19 protein-coding genes and 3 tRNA genes are annotated in these 19,930 nt (G+C 55.2%); 11 read left to right on the top strand and 11 right to left on the bottom strand.

Going from position 1 to position 19,930, the window contains the following annotated elements; all coding sequences use genetic code 11:
- Positions 1–273: 273 nt before the first annotated feature.
- From P349_RS06980 to syd, 4 genes are all read right to left on the bottom strand, one after another.
- Positions 274–723, bottom strand: a complete 450-nt coding sequence (locus tag P349_RS06980; protein WP_032648107.1) for a flavodoxin — start codon at positions 721–723, stop codon at positions 274–276.
- A 24-nt stretch (positions 724–747) separates the two neighbouring features.
- Complete coding sequence (gene truC / locus P349_RS06985; protein WP_024909276.1) at positions 748–1,524, bottom strand: tRNA pseudouridine(65) synthase TruC; 777 nt, start codon at positions 1,522–1,524, stop codon at positions 748–750.
- A complete protein-coding gene (locus P349_RS06990) occupies positions 1,521–1,850 on the bottom strand; it encodes a YqcC family protein (RefSeq protein ID WP_023309024.1) in 330 nt (109 codons plus the stop codon). The genes truC and P349_RS06990 overlap by 4 nt, the downstream gene beginning before the upstream one ends.
- A gap of 631 nt (positions 1,851–2,481) precedes the next feature.
- Entirely contained in the window at positions 2,482–3,027 is a 546-nt protein-coding gene (gene syd / locus P349_RS06995) for a SecY-interacting protein (RefSeq protein ID WP_032648111.1), read from the bottom strand.
- A gap of 69 nt (positions 3,028–3,096) precedes the next feature.
- Between syd and queF the strand changes: the two genes are divergently transcribed.
- From queF to xni, 5 genes are all read left to right on the top strand, one after another.
- Positions 3,097–3,939: an NADPH-dependent 7-cyano-7-deazaguanine reductase QueF gene (gene queF, locus P349_RS07000; RefSeq protein ID WP_021241894.1), complete on the top strand. Its 843-nt coding sequence runs from the start codon at positions 3,097–3,099 to the stop codon at positions 3,937–3,939.
- 116 nt (positions 3,940–4,055) lie between these two features.
- Entirely contained in the window at positions 4,056–5,420 is a 1,365-nt protein-coding gene (gene ppnN, locus P349_RS07005; RefSeq protein WP_008499641.1) for a nucleotide 5'-monophosphate nucleosidase PpnN, read from the top strand.
- Positions 5,421–5,935: 515 nt separating this feature from the next.
- On the top strand, positions 5,936–7,231 hold the full coding sequence (locus P349_RS07010) for an HAAAP family serine/threonine permease (RefSeq protein WP_024909280.1): 1,296 nt from the start codon (positions 5,936–5,938) through the stop codon (positions 7,229–7,231).
- Positions 7,232–7,296: 65 nt separating this feature from the next.
- On the top strand, positions 7,297–8,664 hold the full coding sequence (gene sdaB, locus P349_RS07015) for an L-serine ammonia-lyase II (protein ID WP_032648113.1): 1,368 nt from the start codon (positions 7,297–7,299) through the stop codon (positions 8,662–8,664).
- Between the two features lie 112 nt (positions 8,665–8,776).
- Positions 8,777–9,532: a flap endonuclease Xni gene (xni, locus tag P349_RS07020; protein WP_032648115.1), complete on the top strand. Its 756-nt coding sequence runs from the start codon at positions 8,777–8,779 to the stop codon at positions 9,530–9,532.
- Positions 9,533–9,641: 109 nt separating this feature from the next.
- On the opposite strand, the gene rlmM is transcribed toward xni, so the two are convergent.
- The 4 genes from rlmM to P349_RS07040 all read right to left on the bottom strand — a co-directional run bounded on the left by rlmM (position 9,642) and on the right by P349_RS07040 (position 12,664).
- Positions 9,642–10,742, bottom strand: a complete 1,101-nt coding sequence (gene rlmM, locus P349_RS07025; RefSeq protein WP_023309030.1) for a 23S rRNA (cytidine(2498)-2'-O)-methyltransferase RlmM — start codon at positions 10,740–10,742, stop codon at positions 9,642–9,644.
- Complete coding sequence (locus P349_RS07030; protein WP_023309031.1) at positions 10,735–11,130, bottom strand: DUF423 domain-containing protein; 396 nt, start codon at positions 11,128–11,130, stop codon at positions 10,735–10,737. The genes rlmM and P349_RS07030 overlap by 8 nt, the downstream gene beginning before the upstream one ends.
- 39 nt (positions 11,131–11,169) lie before the next feature.
- A complete protein-coding gene (gcvA, locus tag P349_RS07035; protein WP_024909282.1) occupies positions 11,170–12,087 on the bottom strand; it encodes a glycine cleavage system transcriptional regulator GcvA in 918 nt (305 codons plus the stop codon).
- Between the two features lie 349 nt (positions 12,088–12,436).
- The gene (locus P349_RS07040) at positions 12,437–12,664 is read right to left on the bottom strand and encodes a YgdI/YgdR family lipoprotein (RefSeq protein WP_008499648.1); all 228 of its coding nucleotides are present in this window, start codon (positions 12,662–12,664) and stop codon (positions 12,437–12,439) included.
- 192 nt (positions 12,665–12,856) lie between these two features.
- Between P349_RS07040 and csdA the strand changes: the two genes are divergently transcribed.
- A complete protein-coding gene (gene csdA, locus P349_RS07045) occupies positions 12,857–14,062 on the top strand; it encodes a cysteine desulfurase CsdA (protein ID WP_032648116.1) in 1,206 nt (401 codons plus the stop codon).
- On the top strand, positions 14,062–14,508 hold the full coding sequence (csdE, locus tag P349_RS07050) for a cysteine desulfurase sulfur acceptor subunit CsdE (protein WP_024909284.1): 447 nt from the start codon (positions 14,062–14,064) through the stop codon (positions 14,506–14,508). The genes csdA and csdE overlap by 1 nt, the downstream gene beginning before the upstream one ends.
- Here the strand turns inward: csdE and tcdA are convergent.
- Both tcdA and mltA read right to left on the bottom strand, forming a co-directional pair.
- A complete protein-coding gene (tcdA, locus tag P349_RS07055) occupies positions 14,499–15,305 on the bottom strand; it encodes a tRNA cyclic N6-threonylcarbamoyladenosine(37) synthase TcdA (protein ID WP_006811804.1) in 807 nt (268 codons plus the stop codon). The genes csdE and tcdA overlap by 10 nt on opposite strands.
- Before the next feature lie 75 nt (positions 15,306–15,380).
- A complete protein-coding gene (gene mltA, locus P349_RS07060; RefSeq protein WP_023309035.1) occupies positions 15,381–16,478 on the bottom strand; it encodes a murein transglycosylase A in 1,098 nt (365 codons plus the stop codon).
- 208 nt (positions 16,479–16,686) lie between these two features.
- Here mltA and P349_RS07065 point away from each other — a divergent pair.
- From P349_RS07065 to P349_RS07075, 3 genes are all read left to right on the top strand, one after another.
- Positions 16,687–16,763 (top strand) — tRNA-Met (locus tag P349_RS07065).
- A gap of 44 nt (positions 16,764–16,807) precedes the next feature.
- A tRNA-Met gene (locus P349_RS07070) sits at positions 16,808–16,884 on the top strand.
- A 44-nt stretch (positions 16,885–16,928) separates the two neighbouring features.
- Positions 16,929–17,005: transfer RNA gene (locus P349_RS07075), tRNA-Met, on the top strand.
- An 87-nt stretch (positions 17,006–17,092) separates the two neighbouring features.
- On the opposite strand, the gene amiC is transcribed toward P349_RS07075, so the two are convergent.
- Complete coding sequence (amiC, locus tag P349_RS07080; protein ID WP_032648118.1) at positions 17,093–18,346, bottom strand: N-acetylmuramoyl-L-alanine amidase AmiC; 1,254 nt, start codon at positions 18,344–18,346, stop codon at positions 17,093–17,095.
- A gap of 227 nt (positions 18,347–18,573) precedes the next feature.
- On the opposite strand from amiC, the gene argA reads away from it, so the two are divergent.
- Positions 18,574–19,905: an amino-acid N-acetyltransferase gene (argA, locus tag P349_RS07085; RefSeq protein WP_008499655.1), complete on the top strand. Its 1,332-nt coding sequence runs from the start codon at positions 18,574–18,576 to the stop codon at positions 19,903–19,905.
- Positions 19,906–19,930 lie beyond the last annotated feature (25 nt).

Raw genomic sequence — 19,930 nt, 5'->3', positions numbered from 1 at the left:
CATTCTGTACAGCACCGGTAGGGTAATCAGAATGAGATTTGTTTTGTCGTTTTGGTACGGCCTGAAGCCGTTTTATCGTGACCAGGAAAGTATATGAAGGAGTGACACCTTCTCTCACCGTGCAAAAACACAGTATTAAAGGGTGTGAGGGAGGTTGTTTAGGGCATAAGCCCAGAGGAGTGGAAGGTGGTTCACGGAAATGGCGTTTGGTGCGGAGTGTAATGCCGGGTGGCGGCTACGCCTGACCCGGCCTACCATTGGTATAGCGCAGGGTTATTTAAGCAGCGTTGCCCAGTGCTCGACCCATGGGTTTGATTCGCTTTCTGGCTCCGGGTGCTCACCCGCATCAATCAGCAGCATCTCGCCGACGCGCTGGGCGCTCTGCTCCTGCAGGAGCGCATCGAACTGCTTGCCGCCGCCGCAGAAGTTGGCGTAAGAGCTGTCGCCGAGGGCGATGATGCCGTAGTGTACATCTGGCTGATAGCCAAGCTGGTCTTTAATGCCCTGGAACAGCGGCACTATGCTGTCCGGCAGATCGCCCTGCCCGGTGGTGGAGGTCACCACCAGAATGTATTTGTCTTTATACTTTTCCCAGTCTGCCAGCTCCGGGTCTTCATAGACCGTGGCTTTATGGCCCTGGCTTACCAGAATCGCCTCAGCCTCTTCCGCGACCAGCAGCGAATTGCCGTACATTGTGCCGACAAAAATGCCTACTTCAGCCATGCTATTTTCCCATAATGAATGCGTTTACTGTTCATCCTGAACGTTGCCCGATACAAACTCAACCCTTTCATTTTCGGGGAGTTGTCCCAACCAGCCAAACTGTGACAGCGCCTGCATCCAGACGTCGTCCAGCCCCGCGCGGATAGTCAGCGGCTCGCCGGTAAACGGGTGCGTCATGCTGAGTTCGCTCGCGTGCAGCATCAGACGATGGCAGCCAAAGTGTTCGGCCGCGCTGCGGTTCTGGCGCAAATCACCGTGCTTGCTGTCGCCAATAATCGGGTGGCGCAGATGTGCAAGATGGCGTCGCAGCTGGTGCTTACGCCCGGTTTTGGGCAGAAGCTCAACCAGGCTGTAGCGCGTGGTCGGAAATTTGCTGGTGGCCACCGGCATTTCCGTCGTCGCCATGCCGCGATAATCCGTCACCGCAGGCTGCGGACCTTTGTCATCGCGGGCAAATTTATCGGCAATTTTGTCCAGTTCCTCCACCAGAGGGTAGTCCAGGGTGGCGGACTCGGTCAGCCAGCCACGCACGATCGCGTGGTAGCGCTTCTGGATCTGGTGTTGTTCAAACTGCTGCGCCAGCAGACGGCCAGCTTCGCTGGACAGCCCCATCAGCAGCACGCCGGAGGTCGGTCTGTCGAGACGATGGGCGGTAAAAACATGCTGACCAATCTGGTCGCGAACGGTCTGCATCACCACCACTTTCTCGTCGCGATCCAGCCAGCTGCGGTGCACCAGCCAGCCTGACGGTTTATTCACCGCCACCAGCCACTCGTCCTGATAGAGGATCTCAAGCGTCATGCATCTTCACCGGCAAACAGGGCATCCAGTTTTTCCAGTTCGACCAGCATCACGTCACGCGCAGGGTGCGTCGCCTCGAGCGCCATTTCATAGTAGGGAGAGACAGCAAACGCCTGCGGCAGCGGGTGACCCCCCTCAAGCAGGGCGTGCATGCGCGGAATTAACACCCACTGCAGCCACTCAAACGGGGCCAGCGTATCCAGGCAGAAGGGCTGGGTGCTCGCGAACGCTTCTGGCTGCGGCGCGGTCTCCTGCCACAGCTGATGTTGGCGCAAAAGGGCTTCGATGGCGTGCAACTGAGCACGAACGCTATCGTGTTGCGTCATAGTAACCTCAACTGAAAAAGTGAACGGCGCGCAGCATAGCATTGCGGAAGACAGAAATAAAAAAAGGGAGCACTGTAAAAACAGTGCTCCCGGTTCGTTCCGCAGCATTCCAGCTACAATTCGTGCTCCCTGCTCATCCGTGACAACTTTTCCTGAAGCCCGAAGGCCTGGTCATCCGTAAACCGATGCATCCTGCACACATCTTCCTGACGTGTTTGTTTCATCCTGAAACGTCCTGGCCTTCCAGACCCACCGACCATCCTGATCGGCTCTCGTTCTCCTTCCTGGAGGTGTCCCTTACGCATCCTGCGTAATCCACTTCGCTTCATCCTGAAGCCTTCCTGCAGCGCCATCCTGACGAGTCCTGAGTGAGATACGCCATCATCCTGATGTTCGTTTCTCGTGTCGGCGTCCTGTCGACGAAGATAGAATCCGCTATTCCGCTTCGTCTTACAACCCACCCTTTCGGGTGTGTAAGCCGTAAGAAATCCCTAAAAACGGTGCAACAAACCCGTAATCTATTGAAAAACAGAGTAATATTAATCTGAACTAAATGAGGTAATACTGAATGTTCCAGCGATCTCTCACAAACCTTGTAAGAGATCTCTCACACGCGCTATAGCATCATGGATTACAGAAGTGGCTCAAGTCGGGTGAGGAAATCCGCAAGAGAGGGGGCGAGAGTCTCGCGATTGCGGGTACCGATAGTCTCTTTAACCACTTCACCTGACAGGTTACAGACGGAGATAACGTCAAGTTCACTGTCCAGCGTGGCAATAAAGAGCGTCGGAGAAAGCTTAAGGCGCTTTTGCGTGACCAGATGACCAATCAGGTTTTCCTGAACACGCTGCAGATCGTCTTCGCTCCAGGTCTGCAACAGCGTCATCGTGATATCAGCAAAGCGCGCGGGCATATCCCCTGCGAACTGCGTGGTATAAAACGCATGAACCGCTGGTTGTACCACAATGTCCATTGCCCGTTCAACCGCATTTACATTTTGCTCGCCGGTATTGGGCTTCGGCTGCCAGATAACGTAATCCTCAAGCGAAGAGATAATGCACGGCGAGGGTACACCATATAAATCAGCACTTTGCGGCCACGAGCCCTGCTTTTCATGCCATGCGTCGCAATAGCGGGTCGTGAAGGTAGTGAGGGCATTTGCAGTTTCGATGTCCACCGATTTCTCTCTTCTTGTCAGACAGGATAAACTCAGCCCATAAGTGTACCTGTAAAGTGGCTATGAAACATGTCTTACGAAAATCATCAGGCGTTAACCGGCTTAACGCTGGGTAAATCGACCGATTACCGCGATACCTACGATGCAAGCCTGCTGCAGGGCGTACCGCGCAGCCTGAATCGCGATCCTCTGGGTCTGCATGCGGACGCATTGCCGTTTGTCGGCGGTGATATCTGGACGCTGTACGAACTCTCCTGGCTCAACGCCCGCGGTCTGCCGCAGGTGGCGGTGGGCCACGTTGAGCTGGATTACGCCAGCGTTAATCTCGTCGAGTCCAAAAGCTTTAAGCTGTATCTCAACAGTTTTAACCAGACAAAATTCAACAGCTGGGACGACGTTCAGCACACCCTGGAACGTGACTTAAGCGCCTGCGCGCAGGGTAAGGTAAGCGTTTCACTGTATCGCCTGCACGAGCTGGAAGGGCAGCCGGTCGCCCACTTCAACGGGACCTGCATCGACGATCAGGATATCGAGGTGGAGAATTATGAATTCAGCGCCGATTACCTCGAAAACGCGGCGAGCGGAAAGGTGGTCGAAGAGACGCTGGTCAGCCATCTGCTGAAATCCAACTGCCTGATCACCCACCAGCCGGACTGGGGCTCGGTGCAGATCCAGTACCGCGGCCCAAAAATCGACCGGGAAAAATTGCTGCGCTACCTGGTGTCGTTCCGCCATCACAACGAATTCCACGAGCAGTGCGTGGAGCGCATCTTTAGCGATATTCAGCGTTTTTGTCAGCCGGAGAAGCTGAGCGTTTACGCGCGCTACACCCGCCGCGGCGGTCTGGACATTAACCCGTGGCGCACCAACACCGATTTTGTGCCGGCGACGGGACGGCTGGTGCGTCAATAATATAAATATTTTCACAATATGCGCGGTATCTTCCGCGCTTTAGGTTGTGAAACGTCACGCGCCAGGGCTATTGTAATCAACAGGGAAAGACGATAATCGTCCCGTAAGGAGCTCACTTGATTACACATATTAGCCCGCTTGGCTCAATGGATATGTTGTCGCAGCTGGAAGTGGACATGCTTAAACGCACGGCCAGCAGCGATCTTTATCAACTGTTTCGTAACTGTTCACTTGCCGTACTGAACTCCGGAAGCCTGACAGATAACAGTAAAGAACTGCTGTCCCGCTTCGAAAGCTTTGATATCAACGTGCTGCGCCGCGAGCGTGGCGTGAAGCTCGAAGTCATCAACCCGCCGGAAGAGGCCTTTGTCGACGGGCGCATCATTCGTTCACTTCAGGCTAACCTGTTTGCCGTGCTGCGTGACATCCTGTTTGTTAACGGGCAGATCCACAACGCAGGCCGTTTCCAGCATCTCGACCTGGAAAGCTCAGTCCATATCACCAACCTGGTGTTCTCCATTTTGCGTAACGCCCGTGCCCTGCACGTGGGTGAAGCACCGAACATGGTCGTCTGCTGGGGCGGTCACTCCATTAACGAAACCGAATACCTTTATGCCCGTCGGGTGGGCACCCAGCTTGGCCTGCGCGAGCTGAATATCTGTACCGGCTGTGGTCCGGGTGCGATGGAAGCGCCAATGAAAGGTGCGGCGGTTGGGCACGCGCAGCAGCGTTATAAAGAGGGGCGTTTCATCGGCATGACCGAGCCGTCAATTATCGCCGCTGAGCCACCTAACCCGCTGGTTAACGAGCTGATTATCATGCCGGATATCGAGAAACGTCTTGAGGCGTTTGTCCGTATCGCCCACGGCATTATCATCTTCCCGGGCGGCGTCGGGACAGCGGAGGAGCTGCTCTACCTGCTGGGTATTCTGATGAACCCGGCCAACAAAGATCAGGTTCTGCCGCTGATCCTGACCGGGCCAAAAGAGAGCGCCGACTACTTCCGCGTGCTGGACGAGTTTATCGTGCACACGCTGGGTGAAGCCGCGCGTCGTCACTATCGCATCATCATCGACGATGCCGCAGAAGTGGCCCGCCAGATGAAGAAAGCAATGCCATTGGTGAAAGAAAACCGTCGCGATACCGGTGATGCGTACAGCTTTAACTGGTCAATCCGAATTGCGCCGGACCTGCAGATCCCGTTCGAGCCTTCACACGAGAACATGGCGAACCTGAAACTCTACCCGGATCAGCCGGTGGAAGTTCTGGCCGCCGATCTGCGTCGCGCCTTCTCCGGTATTGTGGCCGGCAACGTCAAAGAGGTGGGCATCCGCGCCATTGAACAGTACGGTCCGTACAAGATCCACGGCGATCCGGAGATGATGCGCCGCATGGATGACATGCTGCAGGGCTTTGTCGCCCAGCACCGCATGAAGCTGCCGGGCTCTGCCTATATTCCTTGCTACGAAATCTGCACCTGACGCTTAGCGATATCTCATCAAAGCCGGGTCGCCCTGTTGCGCGTCCCGGCTTTTTTTATTCCTGATGTAATTCATAGGCATCACTTATATCTTTTACAAAGTTGTCACATACGCAAACGATTACCTGCATTTCGCAACCGTAAATTATCAGCCTTAATCCAAATTACCTGCCAGAAAATACTAAAAACCCATTTCTTTACAGCGAAAGACACCTATATCACGGGGCGGTCTTTCAGCGCACATGTCGTTGGTGGTAGCCTTCGCGCCCGTAAATTCTCTTTGATGTTTTTTTAACAGATAAATGGTCTAAAGATGCCCACATCATAAGTGGATTATTGCATTTGGGATCACGATCACTGATAGATTCATAACTAGAATGTATCTTTCCGCCCGCCAATAGTTACGGGCAAAAATTATTAAAAAACCGTCACTGAACGAATTTCATATTACCGTCAGGCACTTTTTCATCGGATTTGACTAAAAACCTGACAATTCGCTTCCTCCAGGAGATACAGATGGAAACCACTCAAACCAGCACCGTTGCTTCGATTGAATCCCGAAGTGGTTGGCGCAAAACGGATACCATGTGGATGCTTGGCCTTTACGGCACAGCAATCGGCGCTGGTGTACTGTTCCTTCCTATCAACGCAGGCGTCGGCGGTCTGATCCCGCTGATCATTATGGCTATCATTGCTTTCCCGATGACCTTCTTTGCACACCGCGGTCTGACCCGCTTCGTGCTGTCCGGTAAAAACCCGGGCGAAGACATCACTGAAGTAGTTGAAGAGCATTTCGGCGTGGGCGCAGGTAAATTGATTACCCTGCTCTACTTCTTCGCGATTTACCCTATTCTGCTGGTCTACAGCGTGGCGATCACTAACACCGTTGAAAGCTTCATGATGCACCAGTTGCACATGACGCCGCCGCCGCGTGCGATTCTGTCTCTGATCCTGATTGTGGGCATGATGACCATCGTGCGCTTCGGTGAGCAGATGATTGTGAAAGCAATGAGCGTACTGGTCTTCCCGTTCGTTATTGCTCTGATGGTGCTGGCTTGCTACCTGATCCCACAGTGGAACGGTGCAGCGCTGGAAACCCTGTCCCTGAGCAGCGCATCGGCAACCGGTAACGGCCTGCTGATGACACTCTGGCTGGCGATTCCGGTAATGGTGTTCTCTTTCAACCACTCCCCAATCATCTCCTCTTTCGCTGTTGCGAAACGTGAAGAGTACGGTAATGGTGCAGAGAAGAAGTGCTCCAGCATCCTGGCACGCGCTCACATCATGATGGTACTGACCGTTATGTTCTTCGTCTTCAGCTGCGTACTGAGCCTCTCCCCGGCGGACCTGGCGGCAGCGAAAGAGCAGAACATCTCTATTCTGTCTTACCTGGCAAACCACTTTAACGCACCTGTCATTGCGTGGATGGCACCTATCATCGCGATTATCGCCATCACCAAATCCTTCCTGGGCCACTACCTCGGCGCACGTGAAGGCTTCAACGGTATGGTGATTAAATCTCTGCGCGGTAAAGGCAAGAGCATTGAAATCAACAAGCTGAACAAAATCACTGCACTGTTCATGCTGCTCACCACCTGGGCGGTAGCAACGCTGAACCCAAGCATCCTGGGCATGATTGAAACCCTGGGCGGCCCGGTCATCGCGATGATTCTGTTCCTGATGCCGATGTACGCGATTCAGAAAGTCCCTGCTATGCGCAAGTACAGCGGTCATGTGAGCAACGTCTTTGTGGTTATCATGGGTCTTATCGCAATCTCTGCGATCTTCTACTCCCTGTACACCATGTTCTGATTATCACCCGCGCCGTCTTCGGACGGCGCACTCCTCCCTCTCTGACTGAAAGCAATGGACGCATCATGATTAGCGTATTCGATATTTTCAAAATCGGTATTGGTCCTTCCAGCTCTCACACCGTCGGACCAATGAAAGCCGGTAAGCAGTTCACGGATGACTTGATTGCACGCGGCATCTTGCATGACGTTACCCGCGTGGTTGTCGATGTATACGGCTCGCTTTCCCTGACCGGGAAAGGCCACCATACCGATATCGCCATTATCATGGGCCTGGCGGGAAATCTGCCGGATACCGTTGATATTGATGCGATCCCTGGCTTCATCCAGGATGTGAATACCCACGGTCGCCTGCTGCTGGCGAACGGTGAGCATGAGGTTGAATTCCCGGTTGACCACTGCATGAATTTCCATGCGGACAACCTGTCGCTGCACGAAAACGGCATGCGCATTACCGCACTGGCCGGCGACAAAGCGGTATACAGCCAGACGTATTACTCTATCGGCGGCGGTTTTATCGTCGACGAAGACCACTTTGGTCAAACCGATAACGCTTCTGTCGAGGTGCCGTATCCGTACAAAACGGCGGCGGATCTTCAGCGTCACTGCCAGGAGACGGGCCTTTCCCTCTCCGGCCTGATGATGAAAAACGAGCTGGCACTTCACAGCAAAGAAGAACTCGAACAGCACTTCACCAACGTCTGGGACGTGATGCGCGGCGGTATTGAGCGCGGGATCACCACCGAAGGCGTTCTGCCTGGCAAGCTTCGCGTGCCGCGTCGTGCTGCAGCGCTGCGCCGTATGCTGGTGAGCACTGACAAAACGACAACGGACCCAATGGCCGTCGTTGACTGGATCAACATGTTCGCCCTGGCGGTGAACGAAGAGAACGCCGCAGGGGGCCGTGTGGTCACCGCGCCGACTAACGGTGCCTGCGGTATCGTTCCGGCGGTGCTGGCGTACTACGACAAGTTTATCCGTGAAGTAAACGCCAACTCACTGGCACGCTACCTGCTGGTCGCCAGTGCGATTGGTTCGCTGTATAAGATGAACGCGTCCATTTCCGGTGCGGAAGTGGGCTGTCAGGGTGAAGTCGGCGTGGCGTGCTCAATGGCGGCGGCGGGTCTGGCCGAACTGTTGGGTGCAAGCCCGACACAGGTGTGCATTGCTGCAGAAATCGGCATGGAACATAACCTGGGACTGACCTGTGACCCGGTTGCCGGGCAGGTACAGGTGCCGTGCATCGAACGTAACGCGATTGCCTCCGTGAAGGCGGTGAACGCGGCACGTATGGCGCTGCGCCGCACCAGCGAGCCGCGCGTCTGTCTCGATAAGGTTATCGAAACCATGTACGAAACCGGTAAAGATATGAACGCCAAATACCGCGAAACCTCTCGCGGCGGACTGGCGATGAAGATCGTAACCTGCGATTAAGCCACTCAGGAAGCCTCGTTTTGCGAGGCTTCTTCCTGTTTTCCCCACCATTCATAGTTTCATGCTGCTGACAGTGTTACCCTTCCTGCATTAGATAGAAGGGAGATTATCTGTGGCCGTTCATTTACTTATCGTCGATGCACTTAACCTGATTCGCCGTATCCATGCGGTACAGGGGACGCCTTGTAAAGACACCTGTCTGCACGCACTGGAACAGCTTATCCGCCACAGTGAACCCACCCATGTGGTCGCGGTATTTGATGACGAAGCCCGCAATACGGGCTGGCGACACCAGCGTCTGCCGGACTACAAAGCCGGACGCGCACCGATGCCGGACGATCTTCACGCTGAATTGCCCATGCTGCGCGCCGCATTTGAACAGCGGGGCGTCCCCTGCTGGGGGGCACAGGGAAATGAAGCCGACGATCTCGCGGCCACCCTGGCCGTAAAGGTGGCGAGTGCCGGGCATCAGGCCACGATCGTTTCAACGGACAAAGGCTACTGCCAGCTGCTCTCCCCCACTATCCGCATTCGCGACTATTTTCAAAAACGCTGGCTGGACGCGCCGTTTATTGCCAGCGAGTTTGGCGTCTCGCCTGAGCAACTGCCGGACTACTGGGGGCTGGCAGGCATCAGCAGTTCTAAGGTTCCGGGTGTGGCCGGGATTGGGCCGAAGAGTGCCGCACAGCTGCTGAACGATTTTCAGAGTCTGGAAGGAATTTACGCCCGTCTGGATGAGGTGCCAGAAAAGTGGCGCAAAAAGCTGGAGGCGCATAAAGAGATAGCGTTTATCTGCCGGGAAATCGCAACGCTACAGACGGATTTACAGCTGGACGGGAATTTACAGCAGCTGCGGTTAGAACGTTAATGCCCCCTCACCCTAACCCTCTCCCCATAAGGGAGAGGGAACTGCTCGGTGCGGTCTTTTCCCCCTCGCCCCTTTGGGGAGAGGGCCGGGGTGAGGGGCAATCAGCGCACTATCGCTCGTCGCGACGTCCGCCGACCGCGGCCCACCAGCGACGAATATGCACCGTCACCTCTTCGCGGTCGTGATACAGCTGACGCGCCTGGATCTCCACGTTAATACCGTGTTCGTCCATCTGCTCCTGAATGTATGCCAGGTTCTGCGACACTTCCTCATAGCGCTTTTTCATCGGCAGCTTGAGGTTGAAAATGGTCTCACGGCACCAGCCGTTCACCAGCCAGGAGGCCATCAGCGCGGCGACTTTTGCCGGCTTCTCAACCATATCGCACACCATCCACGAGATGTTGTTACGGTTCGGGCGATAGCGGAAACCATCTTCACGCAGCCACGTGACCTGCCCGGTGTCCATCAGGCTTTGCGCCATTGGACCGTTATCAACGGACGATACCCACATATTGCGTTTCACCAGCTGATAGGTCCAGCCTCCCGGGCACGCGCCAAGGTCGACGGCGTACATGCCGTTTGCCAGACGCTCATCCCACTCATCCGCCGGGATAAAGACGTGGAACGCCTCTTCCAGCTTGAGCGTGGAACGGCTTGGCGCATCGGACGGGAAGCGCAAACGCGGGATGCCCATAAAGAAGGGAGAGTTGTTGGTAGTGTATGAATAGCCTGTATAGCAGCAGCCTGGTGCGATAAAGAAGATATGCACCACCGGACGCTTCGGCGTTTCGTAGTTCGTCAGCACGCCCGCATCACGCAGCGCCGCACGCAGCGGCACGGTGAATTTACGACAGAACTTCATCAGCTCTTTACTTTCGTTGGTATCCGCCACTTCAACGCGCAGATCGCCGCCCTTCTCCACCACGCCCTGCAGCATGCCGACAATTGGCGTGATGCGGTCTTCCGGCGGAAGATCCTTCAGCAACTCACCCGCAACAAACATCTGGCGAGCAAAGATCAGCGAGCTGAACGGCAGCTCGCGTGCCAGCTTGTCTGCGTCTTCAGGCTGATAGCATTCAAATACCACATAGCCCGCGTTCTCTTTTACGCGGGCAAAGCCGAAGACTTCGCGCTTCGCCGCTTTATCGGTAATTTCCGCGGCGCACTCTTTCTCAAACCCCGGGCGACAATATAAAACAACCTTATTCATGAACAACGCCCTTGCGTTTCAGACGGATAGCTCCGATAAACATTAATACCCAACCCGCCAGGAAGCTGAAGCCGCCGACAGGTGTAACGAACGCCCACAGGCGCAGATGTGAGAGCGCAAGGCAGTACAGGCTACCGCTGAACAACACGGTACCCAGCGCCATGAACACGCTGCTCCAGTAAAACCAGATACTGATACGGCGCTGCATCGCCACCGCCAGCCCAAAAATAGCCAGCGTATGGAACGCCTGATATTCAAGGCCGGTCTGGATCCAGCCCATCTCTACTGCGCCTAAAGATTTGCTTAAGACATGTGCGCCAAAGGCGCCCAGTGCAACAAAAATAAAGCCACTCACCGCGGCAAAAATCAGCATGAATCGGCTGGTCATGTTTAAGTCCTGAATTGATGCGTGCCCGGCACACAAACGTTATTGTTCATACCTGAAGCGGAATTTTTCTTGCTCGGTTGCCGCTTTCGCCAGTATCCACTGCCGGAAGGCGGCTATTTTACCCAGTTCTGCCTGACTGTCATGACAAACCAGATAAAACGCATTCTTGCTGACCAGAACATCATTAAAAGGGCAAACCAGGCGGCCTGCCTCAATTTCGGACTGCGCCATGACGTTGTTCGCCAACGCCACGCCCTGCCCGTGAATGGCAGCCTGTAACACCATCGCACTGTGGCTAAAGATGGGTCCCTGCTGCACGTTTATATGAGTAAGACCTAATTGACGGGTATAAGTTTGCCAGTCACGTCGAGAGGCATCATGCAAAAGCGTATGCTGAGCCAGGTCAGCGGGTGACTTCAGCGCCTTTTCACCTGTTAACAGCAGAGGAGAGCAGACCGGCAGGAGATATTCTGCGTATAATTTCTCAACACGCAAGCCCGGCCAGTTACCGCGACCATAAAAAATGGCGACGTCCACGTCATCTGCCAGCTTATCTTCCTGACGATCTACGGCCTGGATTCGAACGTCGATCCCCGGATAAGCTGAGTTAAAGCTTGAAAGTCTTGGCACCAGCCATTGAATGGCAAAACTGGGTAATAAACTGACGGTCAGGGCACCTTTTGCACTGCGAGCCTGCAGCTTACGCGTGGCTTCCGTAAGCTGGGAAAAAATCTCTTTAATATCCTGAAAATAGCTCTGCCCCTCTTCGGTCAACAGCAACGAACGGTTGCGTCGACGAAACAGCTTAAGGCCCAGAAAATCCTCCAGAGACTTGATTTGATGACTTACTGCGGCCTGTGTCACAAAAAGCTCATCGGCTGCGCGGGTGAAGCTCAGGTGACGTGCTGCTGCATCAAAAACACGTAATGCATTGAGGGGTGGCAATCGCTTTGACATGGTTATCTGGCTTAGATGTTAACGGATTTTAACAAACAGGAAACAACGTTTAACCTATTAGTTTTTTTTATCTGAGCCATTATAATTTGTCCGTTGAGGAACTACCAGCAAATACCTATAGTGGCGGCACTTCCTGAGCCGGAACGAAGAGCTTTTTTCGGAATGCGTGTTCTGAAGGGCTTTTGGCTTACGGTTGTGATGTTGTGTTGTTGTGTTTGCAATTGGTCTGCGATTCAGACCACGGTAGCAACGCTACCAATTTTTCACTTCCTGTACATTTACCCTGTCTGTCCATAGTGATTAATGTAGCACCGCCAATTTGCGGTGCTTTTTTTTCGCCTGCGATCTGTTAATGCTCGATCTCTTTCATCTCTTTCACGTCCGTGCGGTTGATCTGCTGCTTGTTCCCGTTAGCATCTTTGTATGAAATCATCCCGGTATCGTTATCAGTAGTCGGTTTCCCTTCCGATACGATAGAACGACCATCGTTGGTGTGCATCACGTAGTTGTTACCGGAACACGCGCTCAGGGCAAAAGTAAACGCACAGGCAGAAATGATTGCAGCTGTCTTATTCATGATTATTCTCCTTTAGCAATTAATGCTATTCAAACCTCGATTTATAACAGGCTAAAACATCCGCCTAACACTATTTAGCATAACCTGCTTTTTTAGGGTTATCAGGATAAGCAGACAATTCTGATAGATATCAACCTCCTTGCCCTGCCGCTGAAATTGCGCGACGATCGCTATATTGAAATGAGGAATCCCATGAACGCTTTCAGCCCTGCGCAGTTCCGCGCACAGTTTCCGGCCCTGGCCGATGCCGGTATTTATCTGGACAGCGCCGCCACCGCCCTTAAGCCCCAGGCGGTGATTGAGGCCACGCAGCAGTTCTACAGCCTGAGCGCCGGGAACGTGCATCGCAGCCAGTTTGCCGAAGCGCAGCGTTTAACCGCGCGCTATGAAGCGGCACGCGATCAGGTCGCACACCTGATCAATGCCGAAAGCGGGAAAAACATCGTCTGGACGCGCGGTACGACCGAGGCCATCAACATGGTGGCCCAGTGCTACGCGCGCCCGCTGCTTCAGCCGGGCGATGAGATCGTCGTTAGCGAGGCGGAACATCACGCCAACCTGGTGCCGTGGCTGATGGTGGCCGAGCAAACGGGTGCACGCGTGGTGAAGCTTCCACTGGGTGCAGACCTTCTGCCCGATGTGGCCCGTCTCCCCGAGCTGATTACCTCCCGCAGCCGCATTCTGGCGCTCGGACAGATGTCGAACGTCACGGGAGGCTGCCCGGACCTGGCTCAGGCCATTCGCATCGCCCATGCCAGCGGGATGGTGGTAATGGTCGACGGCGCTCAGGGCGTGGTGCACTTCCCCGCTGATGTGCAGGCGCTGGATATCGACTTCTATGCCTTCTCAGGACATAAGCTCTACGGACCAACCGGTATAGGGGCGTTATATGGCAAGCCAGATCTGCTGGCAAAAATGACGCCGTGGCTCGGTGGCGGCAAAATGATTACCGAAGTGTCGTTCGATGGCTTCAAAACTCAGGATGTTCCCTATCGTCTGGAAGCCGGTACGCCGAACGTGGCGGGGGTGATTGGCTTAAGCGCGGCGCTGGAGTGGCTGGCAGAAACCGACATTGTCCAGGCTGAAAGCTGGAGCCGGGGACTGGCGACGCTGGCAGAGGAAGAACTCAAAAAGCGCCCGGGTTTCCGCTCGTTCCGCGTTCAGGACTCCAGCCTGCTCGCCTTTGATTTTGCGGGCGTTCATCATAGCGACATGGTGACGCTGCTGGCCGGGTATGGCATTGCCCTGCGTGCCGGACAGCACTGCGCCCAGCCGCTGCTGGCGGCGCTCGGCGTTAACGGTACGCTGCGCGCCTCGTTTGCGCCGTATAATACCCAAAGCGATGTCGACGCGCTGGTTGCCGCCGTTGACCGCGCCCTTGAAATACTGGTGGATTAATGACTAGCGCTGCTTTAGCCGGACATCCGTTTGGCACGGTCATCACAGAAGAGACCTTAAAACAGACCTTCGCCCCGCTCCAACAGTGGGAAGATAAATATCGTCAGCTGATCCTGCTGGGTAAACAGCTCCCTGCGCTTTCAGACGATCTCAAAACGCAGGCGAAAGAGATCGCTGGCTGTGAAAACCGCGTCTGGCTGGGCGTGAGCGTCTCCGGCGAGAAGCTGCACTTCTTCGGTGACAGCGAAGGCCGCATTGTCCGGGGCCTGCTGGCCGTATTGTTGACCGCTGTGGAAGGGAAAAGCGCGGCGGAACTGCTGGCACATTCGCCGCTGGCGTTATTTGATGAGCTTGGGCTGCGCGCGCAGCTCAGCGCCTCGCGCGGTCAGGGGTTGATCGCGCTCAGCGACGCGGTACTGGATGCTGCACGTCAGGCTCAGGCCTGACGTTCCGCCTTCGCCATCATTTTCTTAAGGGCGTGAGACACCGCCACAAAGCCGAAGGAGGCGGTCACCATGGTGGCCGCGCCAAAGCCTGAGGCACAATCCATTCTCTTTGGCCCTTCCGCCGTGCTTTTCATCGCACACACGGAACCGTCCGCCTGCGGGTAGACCAGCGCTTCGGTCGAGAACACGCAGTCGACGCCCAGCTTGCCTTTGCTGTTCTTCACCACGTTAAAGTCGCTCTTCAGGCGCTCACGCAGCTTGGCAGCCAGCGGATCTTGGATCGTTTTCGCCAGATCGGCCACCTGGATCTGCGTCGGATCGATTTGCCCGCCCGCGCCGCCCGTCGTGACCAGCGGCACCTTGTAGCGGCGGCAGTATGCGATCAGCGCGGCTTTTGGCCGTACGCTGTCGATGGCGTCAATCACATAGCTGTAGCCTTTACTCATATACTCCGCGACGTTATCTGCCGTCACAAAGTCGTCGATCACCGTCACGCGGCACTCCGGGTTGATCAAGCGGATACGCTCCGCCATGACCTCAGACTTCGCCAGGCCGACGTTATCACGCAGGGCGTGGATTTGACGGTTGGTATTGGTGACGCACACGTCATCCATGTCAATCAGCGTGATTGCGCCAATACCGGTTCTCGCCAGCGCTTCTGCTGCCCACGATCCCACACCACCAATGCCCACGACGCAGACATGCGCATCCGCAAACAGCTGCAGGGCTTTTTCACCATATAAACGTGCCGTCCCGCCAAAACGCTGGCGCCAGGCGTCGCTGATTACCACAGACATAAAACCTCAGATGTAAAAAGGGTGAGGTTTTCCTCACCCTGAACAGTAATCCGTATTGCGCTCAGAATACCACAATCAGCCGCTGAATACGTTTCCAGCGCCCGGCGCCGCCTTCAGTACCCACACGCGTCCGTAGTGGTTATACCAGCCCGCGCGGTGGCCAGCGTCAGGGCCAATGCCCTGATAGATATCGAAGTGCTGGCCTTTGATCGCCCCGCCGACGTCCAGCGCCACCATCAGACGCAGCTCATACTGGCCGTTGAACTTGCCGTTATTGTCCAGCAGAGGAACCTCAGCCAGCAGCGTGGTGCCTGCAGGAATAATCGAGCGATCCGATGCTACCGACGCGCGGCCAATCAGCGGAACGGCACTCGCCCCTTTCACCGGGGCGAAGTTTTGCGGTTTGAAGAAGACGAACGACGGGTTCTGCTCCAGCAGCTCACGCACCTCGGCTTCGCTGTGTTTCTCGCCCCACTCGCGGATCGCCTGCATCGACATATCTTCTTTCTTCACTTCGCCGCGGTCGATCAGCACCTTGCCAATACTGCGATAGGCGTGGCCGTTTTTACCGGAATAGCTGAAGAAGTTAAGCGGTGAACCGTCGCCAAAATCAATGTAGCCGCTGCCCTGAACGTCCATGATGAAGTTATCCATCAGGGAGTTGCTGTAGGCCAGAACGTAGTTTTCGCTCAGCGCACCGGCGTAGATCTCAGCGCGAGATGGCAGACGACCGCGTTTTGGCGGCATACGGTAGATAGGATACTGGAACTCGCCCTGACGCGAGTGTCGTGCCTGGATAACCGGGGTGTAATAGCCGGTAAACTGAACGTTGCCGTAGTTATCAGCCCCTTCCATCTGCCAGGCGTCGATACCAAACTGGCGCATGTTGCGCGTATCGCCGCCTGCTTTCAGCCAGTCCTGGACCGCGTTATACACGCTACTCTGGGTGCCATACAGACGCGGCGACGCGTTGCGGATCTGGTAGACCTGCTCGGAGAAATCACCGGCATTAATCGGTGCGCCGACCGCATCAGGCTGATTAACTAAAGAGAAAGGCTGGGATAACTTCCCGTCTTTATACTGTTGACCGCGATCGGTCGGTTTGGAAGAACAGGCCGCAAGAATCGCTACCATTGCGCCCGCCATCAGATACTTCGCCCAACGTCCTTTCATTATATCTCGTCTTTAAGTTGCCCATTTCCGCGTGATGAAGATAACAAACCGCCAGGGCTAATGAAATGCGATCGCATGCCCTTTGGCAAATTTTGCGCAAAAAGTAGTCCAAACAACGCCATGTCGTTCAATTTGCATACAAAATCATGATAAATGTGAAAAAGGGGTTGCATCACAAACCTATCCGAGTATAGTGCGCATCCACGGACGCGGGGTGGAGCAGCCTGGTAGCTCGTCGGGCTCATAACCCGAAGGTCGTCGGTTCAAATCCGGCCCCCGCAACCAATTAAAATTTGATGAAGTATCTTCTACGACTGTAGAAAGACGGACGCGGGGTGGAGCAGCCTGGTAGCTCGTCGGGCTCATAACCCGAAGGTCGTCGGTTCAAATCCGGCCCCCGCAACCAATCAAATTTGAAGAAGTAAGCTTCTACAAGAGTAGAAAGACGGACGCGGGGTGGAGCAGCCTGGTAGCTCGTCGGGCTCATAACCCGAAGGTCGTCGGTTCAAATCCGGCCCCCGCAACCAACACTTCTAAAACAATAAACACCCTTAAGGGTGTTTTTTTGTATCTGTAGTTTGTGAATTTGCCGGGCGTGAACCCGGCCAAAAGATCTACCCGCGCCGCGCCAGCGTCGCCCCGTCAGAGAAATACGCACGAATCCCCGCCAGAATCGACTCCGCAACCTCCTGCTGGAATTTTGCCGTCTTGAGCTTACGCTCCTCTTCCACGTTACTGATAAACGCGGTTTCAACGAGGATGGACGGGATGTCCGGCGCCTTGAGTACCGCAAACCCGGCCTGTTCAACGCTGTTTTTATGCAGCTTATTGATGTTGCCCAGCTTGCCCAGCACCGCTTTACCAAACTTCAGGCTGTCGTTAATGGTCAGCGACTGCACCATATCAAACATGGTGTGGTCGACGTAGCGATCGCCGCTTTTACCCACGCCACCAATCAAGTCAGAGGCGTTCTGGGTGTCCGCAAGGTATCTCGCGGCGGTACTGGTCGCGCCTTTGGTCGAGAGCGCAAACACCGATGAGCCGCTTGGCTGACGACTGGTAAACGCATCCGCATGGATCGAGACGAACAAATCGGCGCGCTGCTTCTGCGCTTTTGCGACGCGCACTTTCAGCGGAATAAAGACGTCTTCATTGCGCGTCATATAGGCGCGCATATTGCCTTCTTTATCAATCAACGCTTTCAGGCGGCGCGCAATTTGCAGCACCACGTCTTTTTCACGCGTACGGTATTTCCCCACCGCGCCAGAGTCTTCGCCACCGTGGCCAGGATCAAGCATGATCACAATCGGACGATCGCGCCCTGCTTTCCCCGGCTGCGGACCGCTTTGCGCAGGGGGCACCTGACGCTCCAAATCGCCCTTGTTGTAATCCTCCAGCAGGGCAAGAAGCGGATCCTGAATATCCGTCGCATTGGCCGGGTAGAGATCCATCACCAGGCGCTCTTTGAAGGTCGCAACAGGCGCCAGGGCAAATAGCTGCGGCTTAACGTTCTGCTTCAGTTCAAACACCATGCGCACGGTTTGCGGATCAAACTGCCCGACGCGCGCCGATTTAATAAACGGATCGTCACCGCGGATCTGCGCCGCCATTCCTTTCAGCACGGAGTTGAGGTTAACGCCTTCGAGATCCACCACCACACGCTCCGGGTTGCTGAGGGCAAATTGCTTATATTTCAGCACGCGATTGGATTCGACCGTCACGCGCGTATAGGTCGACGATGGCCAGACGCGCACCGCCACGACCTGGCTGGTGGCGGCAAGACCGACCTGACTGACGCTAAGCAACCACATTGCCCCGGCCCCTTTTAACAAACGGCGGCGGCTTATTGCTGAATTGGATCCCGACATGCTTCTCCCGAGCAAGAACACTGACTGATATACAAAATGTCCAGATTGACCGAAAACTTTAACGAATGACGCATAAACTGTCATCTATAAAAGGGTAAACAATCATACGCTAACGCACGGATTACTTACCAATTTCTGTGGGTCGCGGAAAATTTGCGCTTGCACACGCGACCACAATCGAATAAAAATACATAAATTACGAATAAACATTCATTAAGGGTTGTGCCATGGTGAAGGAACGTAGAACCGAACTGGTCCAGGGATTCCGCCATTCTGTTCCCTATATCAACGCCCATCGGGGAAAAACGTTTGTCATCATGCTTGGCGGCGAAGCCATTGAGCATGAAAATTTTTCCAGCATCGTCAATGACATTGGCCTGCTGCACAGCCTGGGGATCCGCCTGGTGGTGGTGTATGGCGCGCGTCCACAGATCGACGCCAACCTGGCCGCTCACCACCACGAGCCGATTTACCACAAACATACCCGCGTCACCGATGCCAAAACCCTTGAGCTGGTGAAACAGGCGGCGGGTCTGCTGCAGCTGGATATTACCGCTCGCCTGTCCATGAGCCTGAACAACACGCCGCTGCAGGGGGCGCATATCAACGTCGTGAGCGGCAACTTCATCATTGCCCAGCCGCTTGGCGTGGACGATGGCGTGGATTACTGTCACAGCGGCCGTATTCGTCGTATTGATGAAGAAGCCATTCATCGCCAGCTGGACAGCGGTGCCATCGTGCTGATGGGCCCGGTCGCCGTTTCCGTGACCGGCGAAAGCTTTAACCTGACGTCTGAAGAGATTGCCACGCAGCTGGCGATCAAGCTGAAGGCGGAAAAAATGATTGGGTTCTGCTCCTCCCAGGGCGTGGTGAACGATGAAGGAACAATCGTGCCGGAACTCTTCCCGAACGAAGCCCAGGCCCGCGTGGAGGCGCTGGAAGCCGAAGGCGATTACCACTCCGGCACCGTCCGCTTCCTGCGTGGCGCCGTGAAGGCCTGCCGCAGCGGTGTGCGCCGCAGCCACCTGATCAGCTATCAGGAAGACGGCGCCCTGCTGCAGGAGCTTTTCTCCCGCGACGGTATTGGTACACAGATTGTGATGGAGAGTGCGGAGCAGATCCGCCGCGCCACCATCAACGATATCGGCGGCATTCTGGAACTGATCCGCCCGCTGGAACAGCAGGGTATTCTGGTGCGTCGCTCACGCGAACAGCTGGAGATGGAGATCGACAAATTCACCATTATTCAGCGCGATAACCTGACTATTGCCTGCGCCGCGCTCTATCCGTTCCCGGAAGAGAAGATCGGTGAAATGGCCTGCGTGGCGGTGCATCCTGATTACCGCAGCTCTTCTCGCGGTGAAATGCTGCTTGAGCGCGTGGCGGCACAGGCGCGCCAGATGGGGCTGAGCAAGCTGTTCGTCCTGACGACGCGCAGCATTCACTGGTTCCAGGAGCGCGGGTTTACGCCGGTGGATATCGATTCTCTGCCGGAGACGAAGAAAGAGATGTACAACTATCAGCGCCGCTCAAAAGTACTGATGGCTGACCTGGGATAATACGACGCCCTCACCGTCCGGCGAG

Origin of the sequence: Enterobacter sp. DC4 (genome assembly GCF_000568095.1) — a bacterium.
Taxonomy (GTDB): domain Bacteria; phylum Pseudomonadota; class Gammaproteobacteria; order Enterobacterales; family Enterobacteriaceae; genus Enterobacter; species Enterobacter pseudoroggenkampii.
This window is presented reverse-complemented; position numbering and strand designations above follow the sequence as displayed.